Below are 17676 nucleotides of genomic sequence, written 5' to 3'. Positions count from 1 at the left end.
GAACGCATTGATTCAGCATCATTCAGCTATGGGAATCCTGAATGTGGATTGGTCCTAGGCGATCTGCACGGCAACAGGAGACGAAAGCGATGTCCGAAGAAACGCCGGTCCTGACTGACGTCCGCGGACCTATCCTGATCATCACGCTGAACCGGCCGGAAGCCAAGAATGCGGCCAACCTCGCCCTCTCCAAGGGCGTGGCCGCGGCGCTCGATCGGCTCGACGCCGACGATGCCTTGAGCGTCGGCATCATCACCGGCGCCGGCGGCACATTCTGCTCGGGTATGGACCTCAAGGGGTTCCTGAAGGGCGAGCGGCCGTCGATCCCCGGTCGCGGCTTCGCCGGCCTCACCGAGGCGCCGCCGAAGAAGCCGCTGATTGCGGCCGTGGACGGCTACGCGCTCGCCGGCGGGATGGAGATCGCGCTGTCGTGCGACATGATCGTCGCCAACCGCAACGCCAAGTTCGGCATCCCCGAGGTGAAGCGCGGACTGGCGGCCGCGGCCGGCGGGCTGATCCGCATGCCGCGCCAGATGCCGTTCCGCGTAGCGATGGAATTTGCTTTGACCGGCGAGTTCTTCGGCGCGGAGCGCGCCTACGAACTCGGCATCATCAACCGCCTGACAGATGGCCCCGCCCTCGACGCCGCGCTTGAGCTTGCGGCAGCGATCGGCGCAAACGGCCCGCTCGCCGTGAAGGCATCCAAGCGGGTGATCGTCGAATCCCGGCTCTGGCTGGAAGACCAGATGTGGAAGAAGCAGCAGGAGATCGTCGCGCCGGTCTTCGTGTCCGAGGATGCCCGCGAGGGCGCGGCGGCCTTTGCCGAAAAACGCGCTCCGAACTGGAAGGGCAAATAGCCATCGGCTCCGTTGAGGGAGCGTCGGCTTCGATCGAGCCAAAACCGACGCTGATCCTCCGCTCGCTGCCTTTGACTGCCTATCGAACCGAAGGAGGCCCCTTCTACAGAGCCCGTGCAACCCCGGCGATTGAACGGTCCAGTTCCTGCATGTAGCGGCGTCTTGCATAGGCTTCGGTCAGGAAGCCGACGATTGCATCGCTGGAGGCTACGTCGACGACAGGTAGAATGTCGGCTTCAGCCCGCTCAAAGCAACCCATCGCAATCTTCACATCCATCGATTGAAGAAGAACCGTGCTGCCGTGACGTGCCAGTTCAAGAACTCTCGTCGTGTCCGCGGCGCTGTCGAGATCGCTAGAGAAGATTTCCGGCAGAGAAACGACGCCACGGTATTTTCCTTTCCCATCGACAGCAAAGATTGCCTGGCTCGATCCGAGACGAAAATTCTGTCTGCATTCAGAGATGGTCATGGTGTCAGAAACGGCTCGAACATCGGTCCGCATCATGGAGGCGACCGTCAGATTCCGCAGCCATCCGATATCGCGCGCGCTGCTGATGGTTTCGCCGCGCAGATGCAGCCGCCATGTCGAGAACGAGTGGCCGAACGTCTCGCGAACGAACGCGCTCGTGGTGATGCAGGCCGCGAGCACCGCCGCCGCGACATCGAGGCTCCGGGTCATCTCAAGCACGAGAAACGCCATCGTCAGCGGGCCGCCAACGATGGCGACGCCCAGCGTCGCCATCCCGGTCAGCGCGACCGTCGTCGGATCGAGGCCGAGCTTCAACCCGAGGAACGGCAGTGCGACCACGATCGCATATAGCTTTCCGAACATCGATCCGACGAATAACGATGCGAAGAACAATCCTCCCCTGAAACCGGACCCCAGCGATATCGTGCAGGCCGCTAATTTCAGGACGATTAGAATGACGATGGCCGTCGCGGCCATATCGTGATGCAGATCGAGCAGCATCGCGCCGTGGCCTGCCCCAAGAACCTGCGGGGTATAGATGGCCATCGCGCCAACGCAAATCCCGCCCAGAGCGGGTCTCGACCAGACCGGAATCCACGTCCGGTTGAAAGCCTGCTCGACCTTCGCCGCGATGCGCATCACAGCAATTCCCAGGCCACCCGCGAGGAGGCCGAGTACGATCAGCGCGAACGACTGCTGAAGGGTCTCGATGCCGACATCGGGCAGCCCCAGCGAATAGGGCGCGCCGCCGAGCCTCTCGGCGACCATCGAGCCGGCGAGCGCGGCCACGAAAATCGGCGCCGCACTGCTGATCGCGTAGACGCCGACCACTAGCTCGCAGGCATAGAACGCGCCCGTGAGCGGCGCATTGAAGGCGGCGGCGATGGCGGCCGCCGCGCCGCAGCCGACCATCAGGCGAACATCGCTGCGCCGCAGATTCAGAATGCGTCCCACGATCGACGCCATCCCTGACCCGATCTGGGTATAGCCCGCCTCCAGTCCCACCGACGCGCCGCAGCCATTTGAAATCAACGTTTGGCCACTGACGACCAGGCTGTCGCGCATGGACATATTGCCGCCGCGCAGCGCATTGGCCTCAATCGGATCGGTTGCATTTGAGAGCTTCCATCGCCGCCGCGACCACTCCATGCATCCCAGGACGAGACCGCCGACGGTTGGCGCTACCAGCGCCACAAAGGGATTAACTGCACTGTGCGCGCTCAATCGGACATCGATCGGGATGCCGTAAATCGCCACATGCGCCAGTTGTGAGATATAGCTCATGATGACCACTACGACCCCGGCGCAAAGGCCGAGGATCATCGCCAGCGGGATCAGCAAAGATCCGTGCGTCCTCATCAAGGTGCGCAGCCGGACCACGGCGCGCGCAACACGAACCTTCTTTTCCAACCTCGCCCAAACGACCGACACCATCTGACGCTTCCCACCTCAGCCATTCTTCCAACAATGCGGATGGCAAATCGGTCGCTCGCCGACTGTTTTCTCGCATCAAACAATCGGGCGACGGCATTCGCTGCCGCCGCCGTATCACGCCCAGCCCCGCTAGGCCGCGACGGTGCGTGGGCTGCCGGCCGGCGCGCCCGTCGTCGTATTGATCCAACGGTGTCAGGCGCGCAGGCCTCCCTTGAGAATGCGACGTGCCAAGGTGGCGCGGTGCAGTTCGGACGCGCCGTCGTAAATCCTAAACGGGCGAAGTTCCCGGAGAATCAGTGAAACCGGAGTGTCTTCGGACATGCCAAGCGCGCCCATTATTTGCGCAGCGCGGTCAGCAACCCTGCAAACGGCCTCCGAAACGAACACCTTGGTCATCGCCGACTCGTGTTTGATGGATTCACCCGCGTCCATTTTCGCCGCTGCGTGCCATGTCATCAGGCGGCACGCATGCAGATCGATATGCGAGTCGGCCACCATCGCCTGGACCTGCTGCAATTCGGACAGCCGAGATCCGAACGAGTACCGTGTGTTGACGTAATCCCGAGCAATACTCATTGCGCGCGATGCGCGTCCGATGAAACGCATGCAATGCGAAATGCGCGCCGGCTCCAGGCGAACCTGCGCATAGGTGAATCCCTTCCCGATCTCGCCGAGAACGGCATCGTCATTCACTTCGCAGTTGACGAAATCGATTTCGCCATGACCGCCTATCTGATAGCCGTCGATGCTAGGGATATTCCTGAGCACGTGGTAGCCGGGATTTTCTGCATCGACGATGAACATCGTGGCGCCTTCGTCGGTCTGCGCGAGCACGATCGCAAACGCGGCGCCGACCGCGCCGCTGATGAACCACTTGCGGCCGTCGATGACCCATCCGCCCTGCTTGCGCCGGGCCCGCGTCTTTAACATCGACGGGTCAGATCCGGCACCCGGTGCCGGTTCGGTCATGGCAAAACAGGACCGGATGTCTCCACGAATCGACGATTCGAGATATCTCTTCTTCTGATCGTTCGTCCCGTGCTGGATCAGATTGATCATGTTGGGCTGATCGGGCGGCGCGCAATTGATGGCAAGTGGCCCGAGAAAGCTGCGGCCGGCCTCTTCGAGAATGACCGCACGGTCGCGCCAAGACAGGCCGAGCCCGCCGTAGGTCGTCGGCAATTGCGGTGCATAAAGCCCAGCGGCCTTGGCTTTCTCACGAAGCAGATGCGCGATCTGATCCAGCTTCTCGACATCATGCACCAGGTCCGGGTGTTCCCGCGGAATGGCCTCGCGATCGACGAAGTCGCGCATGCGAGCCTGCAAATCCATCAGGGTTTCGCTATGACCGAAAATATTTGCGGATTTCATGACAGGCTCCATCCCATTTCGAAAATGCCTCGCTCAGCGCTTCTTGTCCTGCCCCGCAGCCGGCGGCGCAATCCCCACGAGGATGATCGCGGCACCAATAAGCGAGATGATTCCGAGAATCGAGAATCCGAGGTAGATGCTGCCCGTCATGGATCTTGTCCAGCCGATGACGGTCGGGCTGACGAACTGGCCGAATCCGCCAAATGCCGTGATCAGCGCGATTCCGCCGGCCCTGGAGGCCTGATTCAGAAAACTGGGCGGCATCGTCCAGAACACCACGAAGCCGCCATACGACGCAGCCGCGGCGCTCATCATCAGGACAACCGCGAAGGCGATGTTGTGCGCAGCCATTGGCAGCAAGGCAAAGCAGACTGCGATCACCAGCGCACACGCTGCAAAGTGCCATCGCCGCTCGAGGTAGCGGTCCGAGCTGTAACCGATGAAATAGTTGCCGAGTGCACCCGCGAAGAAGACGAGGCTGGAAAGGAGCCCGACGTTTGACAGGTCCTTGACGCCCACATCCTTGAAGATTGTTGGCGTCCAGAACGCGATAGCGTTGAACGACACCACGACCGTGAAGTAAGCGAGAATGCCGATATATAGCTTCGGATTGGCCAGCGCGTCACGCAATCCGTGGCCGTGGCCCGTCGAATGTCCTTCGTCCTCGGCAGCGAGCCCGTCAAGGACGATGTTCTTCTCTTTGTCGGGTAGCCATGCGGCCTGCTTCGGGCCGTCGTTCAGGTAGAAATAGGCGCAAATGCCAAGCACAACGGCGGGAAAGCCCTCGACCATGAACAACCACTGCCATCCCTTCAATCCCAGCAGATCGGCCGCATGAATCATGATCCAGGTTGCAACCGGCCCGCCGATGATGCCGGCAAAGGCAGCGCCCATCATGAAATAGCCGGTCACGCGACCTCGCCGGCTCGCCGGAAACCAGAAAGTCAAATAGAAGATTACGCCGGGGAAGAATCCTGCTTCAGCGGCCCCGAGCAGGAAGCGCATCACGTAAAACTGCAACGGCGTCGAGACGAACATCATCGCGCAGGAAATCAGTCCCCATAGACCCATGATCCTGAGCAGGGTCTTCCGCGCGCCGATGCGCCGAAGCATGATGTTGCTGGGGACTTCGAACAGGACGTAGCCCACGAAGAACAGGCCAGCACCGAGGCCGTATGCGGCTTCGGAGAACCCGAGATCCCCCATGAACTGAAGTTTCGCAAAGGCGATGTTGGCGCGGTCAAGATACGAAATGATGTAGCAGAGGATCAGGAACGGCATCAGCCGCAACGTCAATTTTCGGTAGACTGCCTCGGTCTCGGCGGCGAACTCCGTCGCGCCCGGAGGAGCGGTCGATTGTGACATGCTCATGCTTCCAGTCCCTTGGTATCTAATTTTTGCAGAAACGCCTTTGCATCATGGACCGATGCCGAAACGCTTAGATCACCTTGTTGCGTGCCAGCCGTTCGAAGTCGTCGTGCGCAAGACCGAGTCCATCCACGTAGAGTTCCCTGTTGTCCTGTCCGAGGGCGCCGGCGGCGTTACGCTGCGATGTTGGATCGACCGAAAAGCGCGGTACGACGCACGGCGTCGCGATCGAACCGAAATCCTTGTCGGGGATTCGGGTGATGACTTCGCGCGCCTTGACTTGGGGGTCGACTGCGATCTGGTCTATGGAATAGATCGGAGCAATCGTGCCCTGCGCCGCCTCGAACGTGGAGAGCACCTGCTCGAGCGTATGCTCGGAGCACCACGTCGAGAAGATCTCGTTCAACTCCTGTGAATATTCAACTCGCTTGGCATTGTTGACGAACCGCGGATCGTCGATGAGGTCGGCCCGGCCGATCGCCCGGCAATTTGCCGCGAAGAGCGGATTGGTGGAGCCCGCAAGCGTCACCCATCGATCGTCTTTCGTCCGGTAGACGGCCGCCGGCGCCGAATAGGCGTTCGCATTTCCTGTCCTGCCGCGGACCGCGCCGAACTGGTCGAACTCGGTAGGCAGAATGTCCAGAAGTCGGAACGTCGCCTCGGTCAGCGCGAGATCTATCTCTTCGCCCGGCGCGTTCGGATCGCGCGCACGCTTCCACAGCGCGGCAAGGACGCCTACCGCTCCGAACAGCCCTCCGATCGAGTCGCCGATCGGATAGCCCGGATGCATCGGCTGGCCGTCGGCTTCTCCGGTGATGTAGGTCAATCCCCCCATTGCTTCGAAGATTCGGGCAAAACCCGGCCGGTTGCGGTAAGGCCCGTCCTGTCCGAAGCCGGTCGCGCGCAGGATCACGAGGCGCGGCTGGATCGACCACAGCACTTCCTTCGGCAAGCCCCATCGGTCGAGCGTGCCGGGACGGAAATTTTCGATCAGCACGTCGAAGCCTGAAATCAGCTGCTTGAACAGTTCGACGCCTTCGGGCTTGCGAAGATCCAGCGTTGCGAACTTCTTGTTGCGGTTCGCCGACTTCCACCACAACGGCTTGCTGTCCTTTAACGGCGGAAACATCCGGATGCCGTCTCCCTGTCCGGGCATTTCGATCTTCCAGACGTCCGCGCCGTAGTCGGCAAGCAGGGTTGCTGCAAGCGGCGCCGCAATGATCGTTGCAATATCAAGCACCCTGAGGCCAGCCAAAGGTCCACTCATTCCGGATTTCCTTGTTTCAAAGTCACTATTCGAAATCTCAGTCGTCGAAGAGGTCGAGCTAACGCGCTTCGTTCAGCGTGAGGCGAGCAATGTTGAGCTGGTGGATCTGGCTTGTGCCCTCATAGAGGCGGAACAGCCTGACGTCCCGATACCAGCGCTCGATCGAACCGTAGTCGGCGACGAATCCGGCGCCGCCGAAGATTTGAACACAGCGATCAGCGACTCGCCCGCACATTTCCGTCGCGAAATATTTGCACATCGACGCTTCCTGCATGATGTCTTCGCCACGGTCCCGCATGCGTGCTGTTTCCACGATCATCGAACGCGCCGCGAATATTTCGGTCCGGCAATCCGCGATCAATGCCTGGACCAACTGGTGATTGGCGATCGGTTGCCCGAATTGAGCGCGCGTCTTCGCGTGTTCCACAGCCAGTTCAAGCATGCGGATCGCAGGGCCGGTCGACAGTGCGGCCAGATGGATGCGCTGCTTGTTCAGCGCCTTCATGACAGTCCTAAAGCCGGCGCCCTCGACCCCACCAATGATGCTGGCTGCGGACACCCGGCAACCGTCGAGAAACACGCTGCCGACCGGCGATCCCGCCTGCCCCATCTTGCGGTACGGCTTCCCGGTGGAAAGTCCCGGCGTGCCACGTTCGACGATGAATGCAGAGACTCCTTTGGCGCCCTTGCTTCCCGGCTCGGTCCTGGCGGTGATTGTAAACACGTCGGCGATCGGCGCGTTGGTGATGTAACGCTTCTCACCATCGAGGATGAAGCTATCGCCGTCGCGCCGCGCGATGGTGCGAACATTCGATGCTTCCGAGCCGGCCTCCGGTTCGGTGATCGCAAGACAGGACGTCCATTCACCGCGGGCAAGGCGCGGTAAATATCGTTGCTTTTGCTCCTCGGTACCGTCAACGACGATGCCCTCGGAACCAATACCGGTGTTGGTACCGACGCGCGCGCGAAAGGCGACCGCACATTGCGAAAGCTCGATTGCGGCGAACACCAGTTCTTCCGTGGTCAGGCCGGCTCCGCCATAGCTCTCCGGAATGCTCCAGCCGAAAAACCCGCCCCGGCGCATCGTCTCGACGAGGTCCGCAGGAATCTCGTCAGATTGCTCGACCTCCGCCTCCCTGGGGATCGCCTTGTCGCGCACAAACCGGCGAGTGGCGTCCAGGAGCTGGCCGAATGACGCCTCGTCTCTCACCATCGTCGTTTCCTCGTATCTCTTATCGATCTTGACATTGGTGTCGCGCACGTTTGATCATATATCAACGATTGTTTCACTATGCAGAACATAGCTTGAATAGTCGAAATTAGAGGATCTAAGCAGATGGGGTCGAAGCAGAAAAAGAGGCGCAACGGGTCGGCGCCCCAGGAAAATCGCGCCGATTACGGCGCGCCCGTCGATTGGCGTGCACCGGCGGCGCACTACCTGCCGGACGACTTTGCCGACGACAGACAGTTCGCAGCAACCTTAGCGCGTGGGCTTGAGGTGCTGCATTGCTTTACGCCACGCGACACTCAGCTCGGCAACGCCGAACTGGCCGAGCGAACCGGCATGGCCAAGGCGACCATCTCGCGCTTTACCTACACGCTCGTTCGTCTGGGCTATCTGCGGATCAACCGAATCAGTGGCAAGTACCAGCTAGGACCGGCAGTGCTGTCGCTTGGTTATCCGCTTCTGGCCAGTCTCAACATTCGGCAGATCGCACGACCGTTCATGAAGGAACTGGCGGATTTCGTCCGCGGTTCGGTGTCGCTGGGCATGCGCGACCGTCTTAACGTCGTCTATCTGGAGAGTAGCCGGGGCGATGCGCCGAGCATCCAGCCACCAGACGTTGGCTTGAGTTATCCCGTGGCGCGTACCGCGATGGGACGCGCCCTGCTTGCGGCCTATTCACATGAAGAGCGCGAAGGCCTGATCAACGAAATCAAGGTAAAGACGCCGGAAGACTGGGAGTCCTTCCAACAGCAGATCACCGAAAGCATCCGAGACTACCGGGAACAGGGATATTGTGTTTCCTACGGTGATCTGCGACGCGAAATTCATGCCGTTGCGGTCCCTATGCGTTCGATGGCGGATGGAACGATTCTAGTCTTCAATTGCGGCGTCTCCTCGTTCTTGCTCGGCGACGGTCAATTGACACGCGATATCGGACCACGGCTCGTTTCGATGGTGCGCAGCGTCGAAGCAATGATGGGGGTTTCTTGATTGGCGTTCCGCGCTTGCCGTGGCAATTGTGCGAATGAAGATACAATCCAAAGGCAGAAACGGCACTCATTCAGCATTCGTAGAGCCACCGTAAAGCGAGCCGCCGCCTTGCTGCGGATCGGTGATTTCCTGGCCGAATATCCCTGGGACGGTGTCGCGTAATATCACGCCGAGCGACTGCGCGGCGTCGTATGGCAGCAGCGACTGCTCGACCTGTCAACGCACCGACATGAGCAACAATCCATGCCCGCGACAGCGGATGATCGATCGCCGGCAACTCCTGACCAGCGCCGCCGGATTGGCGCTAGGGACGGCCGGCCTTGCTGCGCCGGCGCTGGCACAGGCACGCAGCAAGGCTGCGGCTCGGTTATCGCCACGTCGTCGCGGCCGACGGCCAGATCTTGACCGGTCTCGACGACGGTTCGTTCGACAAACAAGGTATCGATTTCGACCTGGTCGAGTTCAATACCGGCCTTGAGGTGGTTCAGGCGATGGCCGCCGGCAAACTCGAGGTGCCGTCGGCTGGCGCCGTGATATCGAGCTTGCTGCCGCTTGGCGGATATACCGCGTTCCTGATCAACGCCGTGGAGATTGCCACCGCGCAGCTCTGGGCGCGCCCGGATCGGGGCGCGAGGACCTCCTTTGCCGATTTGCACGGCAGACGTGTTGCGACGACCATCAAGACCACCGCCCATATCTTCCTCGATCGCGCGCGGCGCGCCAACGGTCTGGCGCCTTCCGATGTCGAGATCGTCAACAGCAGCATGCCTGCGGCGGTGAAAGCGTTCATCGCGGGCGAAGTGCCGGCCGTCGCGCCCTGGGTGCCGTTCCATGTCACCATGCGTCAGAAGGTGCCCGACGCGATCAAGCTGGCGGACGCATCAGCCTTCTATCCGCAATCCGCCGTGGTTGGCGGCTGGGTCGCGCGTCACGACTATTTTTTTGCCAACAGGGATGTGTTCGCCCGGATCATCCGTGGCTGGGCCGATGCCAACGATTACATGATCCGCAACAGTAAGGCCGCAGGTGAGGTGTTGAAAAAGCATTACCCGCGGGCCACCCCCGCTGATATCGCGGAGGCACTCAAGGTGCAAAAAATGTTTTCCTCGCGCGAATGGAGGCGGCTCTATACCGATGGCACAGTCACCAAATGGCTGCAGCAGATCAGCGATTTCTTCACGACCGACGCTGGCGTCGCAAACCCGAAACCGGTCACCGAGTATTTCGACTCGAGTCTCTATCTCACCACGATTTAATCCGGCTATCTGCAGTGCGAATTTTCTCCAGAACCTGCTTACTCGCTCGAATGAGAAAAGCTGGAGTCTTCGGCGCGCGCGTGCGTATCGCGCTGAGAAATAAAGAAAAACTGGCGCACCCGACACGATTCGAACGTGTGACCTTTGCCTTCGGAGGGCAACGCTCTATCCAGCTGAGCTACGGGTGCGTGCAGGGCCTCATTTAGCTGATTGGCCCCGGGTCGGCAACGGCCTTGGCGGGCGTTGTCGGGCGGCCCAGAGGCTGTAAACTGCCTCCCAACGAGTTTGCACGCGGAAAACCGCGTCTCGAGGGAGATCGGCATGCGTCCGCTGGAATTTGGCTGGTATCTGCCCACGCATGGCGACACCACGGCCTATGGGCTGATGGAGGCCCAGATTCCGGGCTCGGTGGAACTGTGCGACCGCGTGGTGAAGGCCGCCGAGGACGCCGGCTTCGAATATCTGCTGATTCCGGTCGGCTCGGTCTGCTGGGAGGCCTGGATCACGGGCGCGTTCATGGCGGCGCGTTCGTCGTCGATCAAGCCGCTGATCGCGGCACGTCCCGGCTACATCAATCCGGTGCTGCTGGCCAAGATGATCTCGACCTTCGACCAGATGTCGGGCGGGCGCATTTGCGTCAACCTGATCGCCGGCCAGAACGAGAGCGAGGTCGAGGCCGAGGGCGTGCGCCATGCCAAGGAGGAACGCTATGAGCTGATGGAGGAGGAGGTCTCGATCCTCAAGGCGCTGTGGACCACGCGGGGCCCGGTGCACGTCCGGGGCAAATTCCACACCATCTCGGGCGCGCATATCAGGCCGCGGCCACTGCAGCAGCCGTTCCCGAAATTCTATCTCGGCGGCGGCTCGCGGCAGGCCTGGGAATTATCCGCGAAACATTCCGACGTGCATCTGTTCTGGGGCGACCTGCCGGAGCGTATCGCCGAGAACATCGCCGAGATCAGGCGGATGGCGCGCGCCCATGATCGCGAGGACGCGATCGGCTTCGGCATGCGGCTGCAGGTGATCTGCCGCGAGACCGAGGCGGATGCCTGGGAAGCGGCTGACCAGCTGGTGCGCCACGCCACCGAGCGGCAGAAGCAGGAGATGAAGACGCTCTACAACCGCTCGGAAGCCAACCGGCGCGTGCAGCAGCTCGCGCGCGACTATGGCGATCTCCTGATGCCGCATCTGTGGAGCGGCATTACGAAGGTGCGGCCCGGCGCCGGCATCGCCGTCGTCGGCAATCCCGCGCAATGCGCCGCGACGCTGCAGCAGTTCATCGATGCCGGCTGCCACTCGTTCTGCCTGTCCGGCTACCTGCATGACGAGGAGGCCGAGCGCTTCGGCCGCCTGATCCGCCCGATCCTGGCGGCGAGCAACCGTGGCCGGCTTGCGGATAAGGGCGCGCAATCATAGACGGGGTGAAGCCATGCACATCAGACGGACGCTTGCGGCCTCGGCGATGCTCGCCTTGACATGGATAACGACGTCCGGTGCGTCTGCGGACGAAACCGAGCGCCATCGCAAGCCGGTCAAGGAGATCGCCGGCGCGCGTATTGCGGTGGGCACGGCGATATTCCCGCTCTACGTGTCCGCGGACTGGTCCCATCCGCTGCCGGAGATCACGCGCGCGATCCTCGTGCTGCACGGCGTGCTGCGCGATGCCGACAATTATTTCGAATCCGCGCGGCGCGCGCAGGCGGCGGCGGGAGAGGTCGGCAGGAGCGCGCTGATGATCGCGCCGCAATTCCTGATCGAATCCGATGTCGATGCGTTCAAGCTGCCGGCCGACACGCTGCGCTGGAGCCTCTATGGCTGGCAGGGCGGCGAGCCCGCGATCGGGCCGGGCCCGGCGAGCTCGTTCGACGCGCTGGACGCGATCCTGGCAAGGCTCGGCGACCGCCGGCTGCTTCCGAACCTGAAGCAGGTGGTCGTGTTCGGCCATTCCGGCGGCGCGCAGGTGGTGCAGCGCTATGCGATCGCGGCCAAGGGCGATCAGGTGCTGCTGCGTGAAGGTATCGACGTGCGCTACGTGATCGCCAATCCCTCATCATACGCCTATTTCAGCGCCGACCGGCCGGAGCCGGCAATCGCCGCGCACTGCGACGGCTTCAACCGCTGGAAGTTCGGCATGGAGGATCGTCCGCCCTATCTCGCGGCGCCGACCGCGGCCGCGCTGGAGCAGGCCTATGTCGCGCGGCGCGTGATCTATCTGTTGGGGACGCTCGATACCGATCCCAACCATCCCGCGCTCGACAAATCGTGCATGGCCGAAGCGGAAGGGCCGTATCGCTATGCGCGCGGCCACGCCTACGTCGCAGCGATGCAGGCTCGCGACAACGGCACGCCGAACCACAGCGTGTGGGACGTGCCCGGGGTCGGCCATCAGGGCGGCAAGATGCTGACCTCACCTTGCGGCCTGACCGCACTGTTCGACATTCCCGGCTGTGAAGCCGCGCGCTGACCGGGCGTGGCCACAGGCGATGGCGATCAATCCTTCGGCTTGATCATGTGCGAAGCCATGAACGCTGCGACCGCGTTGGAATATTCTTCCAATCCCTTGAAGCTGAAATGCATATCGCCTGGCCGCCAATAGAGTTCTTCCGGGCGCGATCCGAACCGCTGCTTCAATGTCTCGGTGGCATTGAAGAAAAGAAATCCGTTCCTGATGCACATTGCTTGCACCGTGGAGCTGACGAGATCGTTCCAGACCCGGCCGTCCGCGCCGGGCTTCAAGTGCCCGAGATGCGGGTGAAAGATGAAGAGCACCCGGGCCCCATCCCCGGCGTAGCCCTTCAAGACATCGGCCAGCTCCTGCAGGTTCTGCCCGAAAGTCGAGAGCGGGGCCGCATATTTCCGCACGAGATCGGCGTCATGGTCCTGCGAATAGGAAAACAGAACGAGATCGTCCGATCGGTCTTTCCTGATCACCGCCGGCATGTGCACGAGGGAAAGCCAGGTCTTTGCCGCGAACCGCGTCAGATACAATGAATGCGCGCGAGCCTGCATCAGGCCGACGCTGCATTCGTGTCCGATCGGCGAAGCCCTGACGCCGATATTCTGTCCGCGCTCGTCGCGGACAATCAGCTCTCGGTATCGGACGAAGTCGTCGTAGAGATCGGTCTCGTCCACGTCGACCACGATGTAGTCGGGACGCACGATCGGCAGCAGTATCTTCGCCTGCGGGATGAAGATCGACGGGGCGTAGGACGTGTATCCGGCATTGTGGGTCTTGAGGCAAACCTCCCGTTCCGTCTTGAAGTATTTTGCGACGTGGTACGGCAGTGTGTTCGCGTCGTCATAGCCTTCCATGAAGGAATCGCCGAGGAACAAGACCGAGGTTGGTTTTTGGCACCCCTCCAGCAGGGCCTTGTCGTCGATGATCCTGACGCCGTTCGCGTCATAGGATCTCTTGTAGCTGAAGCCGGTGAGATCGCCGTAGATGCACAGGTTCTGCCGTTCCGGTGCCGGCCGGTGGTTCAGAACGTCGGATTCCCAGTTCAGGTTGACGCTCGCCATCTCCAGATCGAACAGCGGGCCGAAATATTGCTGGAGCCGCAATCCGATCTCGAAAATCACGGTCCAGGTGATGAACAGCGATGCCCCGAGCCCGAGGAGGCGTAACCATCGCTTCATTGAGTATCTCCAAAACGAACTCTGGACGGCTCAATCGATCCACGAAACTCAGGGCCACGGCTTGTCTCGAATCAAAATTCCCATCTGCCGGGCGCCCTTGGGGGAAGGAGAAAAAAACCCAGCGACCCTGTCCCGGACACCTGATAGAACAGCTTGGAATATCCATGGAGGCTTGGCCAGTCCTGATGCCCCCGTCGACCTATGAAACTTTCACCCGCGATGAGGCGCTGCGTCCGGGGTCGGATCGGATATTCGGTTGGGTGATGGCGGGTGCGCTCGCGCTCCTGAGCGTCTTCAACGGTTGGCATCAGGGCCGGTTGTGGCCATGGGCCTTGTCCGCAGCGGTGCTGCTTCTCGTCGTGGCCTGGCGGCGTCCATCTTTGCTGCATCCGCTAAATCGACTCTGGATGAAGCTCGGCCTGCTTCTGCACAAGCTCGTCAACCCGATCATCATGGGTCTTCTGTTCTATGGCACTATATTGCCGACCGGCCTCGTCATGCGGCTGCGCGGCAGGGATCTCCTGCGGCTGAAACGCGAGGCTGACGCCGCGAGCTATTGGATCGCCCGCCCGCCCGGGCCGGCACCGGAAACGATGAGAGACCAGTTCTGATGGTCGATTTTCTGGCCGAGCTCTGGCGCTTCATGCGCGTGCGGAAGAAGTTCTGGCTCGCGCCGATCGTCATCATGATGGTGGTATTCGGCGGCCTCGCCGTCGTGGCGAAGGGTTCTGTGGTCGCACCGTTCATCTACACATTGTTCTGAGCGATGCGCATTCTCGGCATTTCCGCGTTCTATCACGATAGCGCCGCGGCGCTGATCGAGGACGGCCGCATCATTGCTGCAGCGCAGGAGGAGCGCTTCACCCGAAAGAAGCATGACGCATCGTTTCCGCGCCATGCGGTTGCCTACTGCCTGGAAGCGGCCGGCGCAAAGCTTTCGGAGATTGATCATGTCGTGTTCTACGACAAGCCTTTCCTGAAATTCGAGCGGCTGCTCGAAACCTATGTCGCATTTGCGCCACGCGGCTTTCGTTCATTCCAGATGGCCGTCCCGCTGTGGCTCAGGGAGAAGCTGTTTCAGAAAAGCCTGTTGCGGAGCAGGCTCCAGGAGTTCGACGACAACTTCGCATCCGAAAAGCTGTTGTTCGCCGAGCATCATCTAAGCCACGCGGCGTCCGCCTTCTACCCGTCGCCATTCGAGCGAGCGGCCGTGCTGACCATGGACGGCGTCGGCGAGTGGGCGACGACGTCGGCCGCGACCGGTGAAGGCAACCGCCTCGAGATCTTCCAGGAGATCCATTTTCCCCATTCGCTCGGCCTGCTCTATTCGGCGGTAACCTATTACATCGGCTTCAAGGTCAATTCCGGCGAATACAAGCTGATGGGCCTGGCGCCCTACGGCGAGCCTAAATACGCGCAGCTAATTCTGGATCACTTGATCGACCTGAAGCCGGACGGATCATTCCGGCTCGACATGTCCTACTTCGACTATTGCACCGGCCTCACCATGACCAACGAGCGGTTCGCCAGGCTGTTCGGCCAGCCCGTGCGGTCGCCGGATCAGTTGCTGACTCCGTTTCACATGGATGTCGCGTCCTCCATTCAGGCGGTGCTCGACGAGGCGGTGCTGCGGCTGACGCGGAGCCTCGCAAGCCGAACCGGCGCGCGCAATCTCTGCCTCGCCGGTGGCGTTGCGCTCAATTGCGTGGCCAATGGCAAGGTGCTGCGCGACGGCCGATTCGAGCGCCTCTGGATCCAGCCCGCGGCGGGTGATGCCGGCGGCGCGATCGGCGCGGCGCTTGCGGCCTTCCATCAGTTCAAGGGCGAGCCGCGCAGCGTCGCCGTAACAGACGGAATGTCCGGCGCCTTTCTCGGTCCGGAGTTTTCTCAAGCCGACATCGAACGAAGGCTCGCCGCCTGTGGCGCGCATTTTGTCGTGCTTGGCGAAGACGCGATGATCGAGGCGACGGTCGAGGCGCTGTCCGATCAGCTCGCGGTGGGGTGGTTTCAGGGCCGCATGGAATTCGGCCCGCGTGCGCTCGGGGCGCGCTCGATCCTCGGCGACCCCCGATCACCGGCCATGCAGAAGAACCTCAATCTCAAGGTGAAGTATCGCGAAAGCTTTCGTCCCTTCGCGCCGGCGGTGCTGCGCGAGGAGGTCGCCAACTGGTTCGAGCTCGATGCCGATAGTCCCTACATGCTGATTGTGGCCGACGTGAAACGGGATCGGCAGCGCACCATGAGCGCCGAAGAGCAGGCGCTGTTCGGCATCGACCGGCTCAATGTCGCGCGCTCGGACATTCCTGCCGTTACGCATGTTGATTATTCCGCCCGCGTTCAGACGGTCAGCCGCGAGACCAACCCGCGCTTTCATCGGCTGCTGACGCGGTTCAAAGCGCGAACCGGGTGCCCGGTGCTGGTCAACACCAGCTTCAATGTGCGGGGCGAGCCGATCGTCTGCACGCCTGAAGATGCATTCCGCTGCTTCATGGGCAACGAGCTGGACATGCTCGTGATCGGCAACTGCATACTGCGCAAGACCGAGCAGAATTCCGATCTCAAGCAGGATTACAGGTCCGCATTCGAACCGGATTGAGGCGTCGTGAGGTGCGCTCCCCGGGTGGGCGACAGCAGGGATTTGCCCGACAATTCGTGCTGTATTTTCGGACCGTGCCGCAGCGTCGCCGATGGCGCCTCTCCGAATGCGCGTCGATAGTAGCCGGAGAAATGGCCAAGATTGCCGAAGCCGCAAGCGAAGGCCACGTCGGTCACGGACGTTGAATTGCGGTTGTCCAGCAGCATCATTCGCGCGTGGTTCAGTCGAATGCGCTTCACGAAATCCATCGGCGAATAGCCACGGCTCTTCTTGAAGGAATAGAACAGCGTTCGCGCGCTCACCCCGGCGACCAGCGCCAGCGCCTCGACCGTCAGGGGCTGCTCCCAATTGGCCTCGACATAGGCCTCGGCCCGGCGAACCTGCCAGAACGCTGCCGACAGCGGACGTCGGTGCAGCAGAGGACTATAGTTGTGGTCGTTCGCCATCAGGAACGACACGATCATCGCCTCCTCGAGCTCTGCCGCTGCCAGGGGATCCAAGGCCGAGGTCCCGGAATCCAGGCAATCGACGAGCAGCAGGAACAGCTTCCTGAGGTTCGCCGTGTCCGGGCGTTGAAAGTCGGCCCGTGGTGCAAAGACGAGCCGCTCCTTCAGCGGCGCTCCGGTCAGGGCTTCCAGCTTCCCGGACATCGCCCTCGGTGTCACGCTGAGAACGAACTGTTGAAATTCGGCGCTGTAGTCCAGCTGCGCACGCTCGGATGGCGATCCGATCAGGGCCCGGTCGGCGGAAATGTCGACGTCGTCCCGGCCGACGCGTCCCCGCGCGCTGCCATCGCATGCGAACAGAACGGCATAGGCATCGAGACAGGGAATTTCGATTTTCACGCGTGCGCCCTGCCTGGCATAGGCCAGCGCGACCCCACCCAGCTGGCAGCGATTGGCGACGGAGTCGAGCGGCTTGCCGCTGTCGCTGACCTCGAATTTTGCGCCGGGATAGAAGCGTTGAACCGCCGCCTCGAGCACACCGACATTGCTGGTCCGCACATGCTGGAAGGCATGCAGCGGGATGCGAGAACGCGCAGTTGCAGGACCAGCCATGGATGCCTCCGGCTCCAGGGAAAGCTCGTCACCGACGCACGTTGCGCAACAGCGCCGCTTGAAGCTACGTCCCGCCCAGTGGGGCGTACATTCCGGGACAATACTGATGCCCCGTGCTGCGGCGCACAGAAGCGGGCGGCCGGCCA

At 61.7% G+C, this 17676-nt stretch carries 15 protein-coding genes and 1 tRNA gene; 8 read left to right on the top strand and 8 right to left on the bottom strand.

The genetic code is table 11. The features are described 5' to 3' along the window. The first annotated feature begins 89 nt into the window (after positions 1-89). Positions 90-857, top strand: coding sequence for a crotonase/enoyl-CoA hydratase family protein (locus ACFFWD_RS36560; RefSeq protein ID WP_376973970.1), 768 nt, complete (start codon positions 90-92; stop codon positions 855-857). 103 nt (positions 858-960) lie between these two features. On the opposite strand, the gene ACFFWD_RS36555 is transcribed toward ACFFWD_RS36560, so the two are convergent. The 5 genes from ACFFWD_RS36555 to ACFFWD_RS36535 form a co-directional block, all read right to left on the bottom strand. Continuing rightward, the gene (locus tag ACFFWD_RS36555) at positions 961-2760 is read right to left on the bottom strand and encodes a chloride channel protein (protein ID WP_376973968.1); all 1800 of its coding nucleotides are present in this window, start codon (positions 2758-2760) and stop codon (positions 961-963) included. 192 nt (positions 2761-2952) lie between these two features. After that, positions 2953-4131, bottom strand: a complete 1179-nt coding sequence (locus tag ACFFWD_RS36550) for an acyl-CoA dehydrogenase family protein (RefSeq protein ID WP_376973966.1) — start codon at positions 4129-4131, stop codon at positions 2953-2955. A 33-nt stretch (positions 4132-4164) separates the two neighbouring features. Next, a complete protein-coding gene (locus ACFFWD_RS36545) occupies positions 4165-5502 on the bottom strand; it encodes an MFS transporter (protein WP_376973964.1) in 1338 nt (445 codons plus the stop codon). A gap of 67 nt (positions 5503-5569) precedes the next feature. Next, positions 5570-6766, bottom strand: a complete 1197-nt coding sequence (locus ACFFWD_RS36540) for a CaiB/BaiF CoA transferase family protein (RefSeq protein ID WP_376973962.1) — start codon at positions 6764-6766, stop codon at positions 5570-5572. 58 nt (positions 6767-6824) lie between these two features. Continuing rightward, positions 6825-7979 carry an acyl-CoA dehydrogenase family protein gene (locus tag ACFFWD_RS36535; RefSeq protein ID WP_376973960.1) on the bottom strand — a complete coding sequence of 385 codons (1155 nt, stop codon included), beginning with the start codon at positions 7977-7979 and terminating at the stop codon, positions 6825-6827. A 123-nt stretch (positions 7980-8102) separates the two neighbouring features. Here ACFFWD_RS36535 and ACFFWD_RS36530 point away from each other — a divergent pair, with 123 nt between their 5' ends. Together ACFFWD_RS36530 and ACFFWD_RS36525 are read left to right on the top strand one after the other, a co-directional pair. Then, positions 8103-8984 (top strand): IclR family transcriptional regulator, encoded by an 882-nt coding sequence (locus tag ACFFWD_RS36530; RefSeq protein WP_376973958.1) that lies wholly within the window; start codon positions 8103-8105, stop codon positions 8982-8984. A 320-nt stretch (positions 8985-9304) separates the two neighbouring features. After that, complete coding sequence (locus ACFFWD_RS36525; protein WP_376973956.1) at positions 9305-10240, top strand: ABC transporter substrate-binding protein; 936 nt, start codon at positions 9305-9307, stop codon at positions 10238-10240. A 111-nt stretch (positions 10241-10351) separates the two neighbouring features. On the opposite strand, the gene ACFFWD_RS36520 is transcribed toward ACFFWD_RS36525, so the two are convergent. Beyond that, positions 10352-10428 (bottom strand) — tRNA-Arg (locus ACFFWD_RS36520). 133 nt (positions 10429-10561) lie between these two features. Between ACFFWD_RS36520 and ACFFWD_RS36515 the strand changes: the two genes are divergently transcribed. Both ACFFWD_RS36515 and ACFFWD_RS36510 read left to right on the top strand, forming a co-directional pair. Next, positions 10562-11656: an LLM class flavin-dependent oxidoreductase gene (locus tag ACFFWD_RS36515; protein WP_376973954.1), complete on the top strand. Its 1095-nt coding sequence runs from the start codon at positions 10562-10564 to the stop codon at positions 11654-11656. A gap of 13 nt (positions 11657-11669) precedes the next feature. After that, positions 11670-12704: an alpha/beta hydrolase gene (locus ACFFWD_RS36510; protein WP_376973952.1), complete on the top strand. Its 1035-nt coding sequence runs from the start codon at positions 11670-11672 to the stop codon at positions 12702-12704. Between the two features lie 26 nt (positions 12705-12730). Here ACFFWD_RS36510 and ACFFWD_RS36505 read toward each other — a convergent pair whose 3' ends face one another. After that, positions 12731-13876, bottom strand: a complete 1146-nt coding sequence (locus tag ACFFWD_RS36505; RefSeq protein WP_376973950.1) for an SGNH/GDSL hydrolase family protein — start codon at positions 13874-13876, stop codon at positions 12731-12733. Between the two features lie 263 nt (positions 13877-14139). Between ACFFWD_RS36505 and ACFFWD_RS36500 the strand changes: the two genes are divergently transcribed. Genes ACFFWD_RS36500 through ACFFWD_RS36490 form a run of 3 tightly spaced genes read left to right on the top strand, consistent with a single transcriptional unit; the run spans position 14140 to position 16472 of the window. After that, positions 14140-14487: an SxtJ family membrane protein gene (locus tag ACFFWD_RS36500; RefSeq protein ID WP_376973948.1), complete on the top strand. Its 348-nt coding sequence runs from the start codon at positions 14140-14142 to the stop codon at positions 14485-14487. Further along, entirely contained in the window at positions 14487-14639 is a 153-nt protein-coding gene (locus ACFFWD_RS36495; RefSeq protein ID WP_376973946.1) for a DUF5989 family protein, read from the top strand. Before ACFFWD_RS36500 ends, ACFFWD_RS36495 begins: the two co-directional genes overlap by 1 nt. A gap of 3 nt (positions 14640-14642) precedes the next feature. Next, on the top strand, positions 14643-16472 hold the full coding sequence (locus ACFFWD_RS36490) for a carbamoyltransferase family protein (RefSeq protein ID WP_376973944.1): 1830 nt from the start codon (positions 14643-14645) through the stop codon (positions 16470-16472). Here the strand turns inward: ACFFWD_RS36490 and ACFFWD_RS36485 are convergent. Beyond that, complete coding sequence (locus tag ACFFWD_RS36485) at positions 16445-17530, bottom strand: AraC family transcriptional regulator (protein WP_376973942.1); 1086 nt, start codon at positions 17528-17530, stop codon at positions 16445-16447. The two genes, ACFFWD_RS36490 and ACFFWD_RS36485, sit on opposite strands and share 28 nt — an antisense overlap. Positions 17531-17676: the final 146 nt, after the last annotated feature.

The sequence above is a fragment of the Bradyrhizobium erythrophlei genome (assembly GCF_042430365.1).
GTDB lineage: Bacteria > Pseudomonadota > Alphaproteobacteria > Rhizobiales > Xanthobacteraceae > Bradyrhizobium > Bradyrhizobium erythrophlei.
Note: the sequence above shows the minus strand (reverse complement) of the source record. Positions and strands in the feature narration are given on the sequence as shown.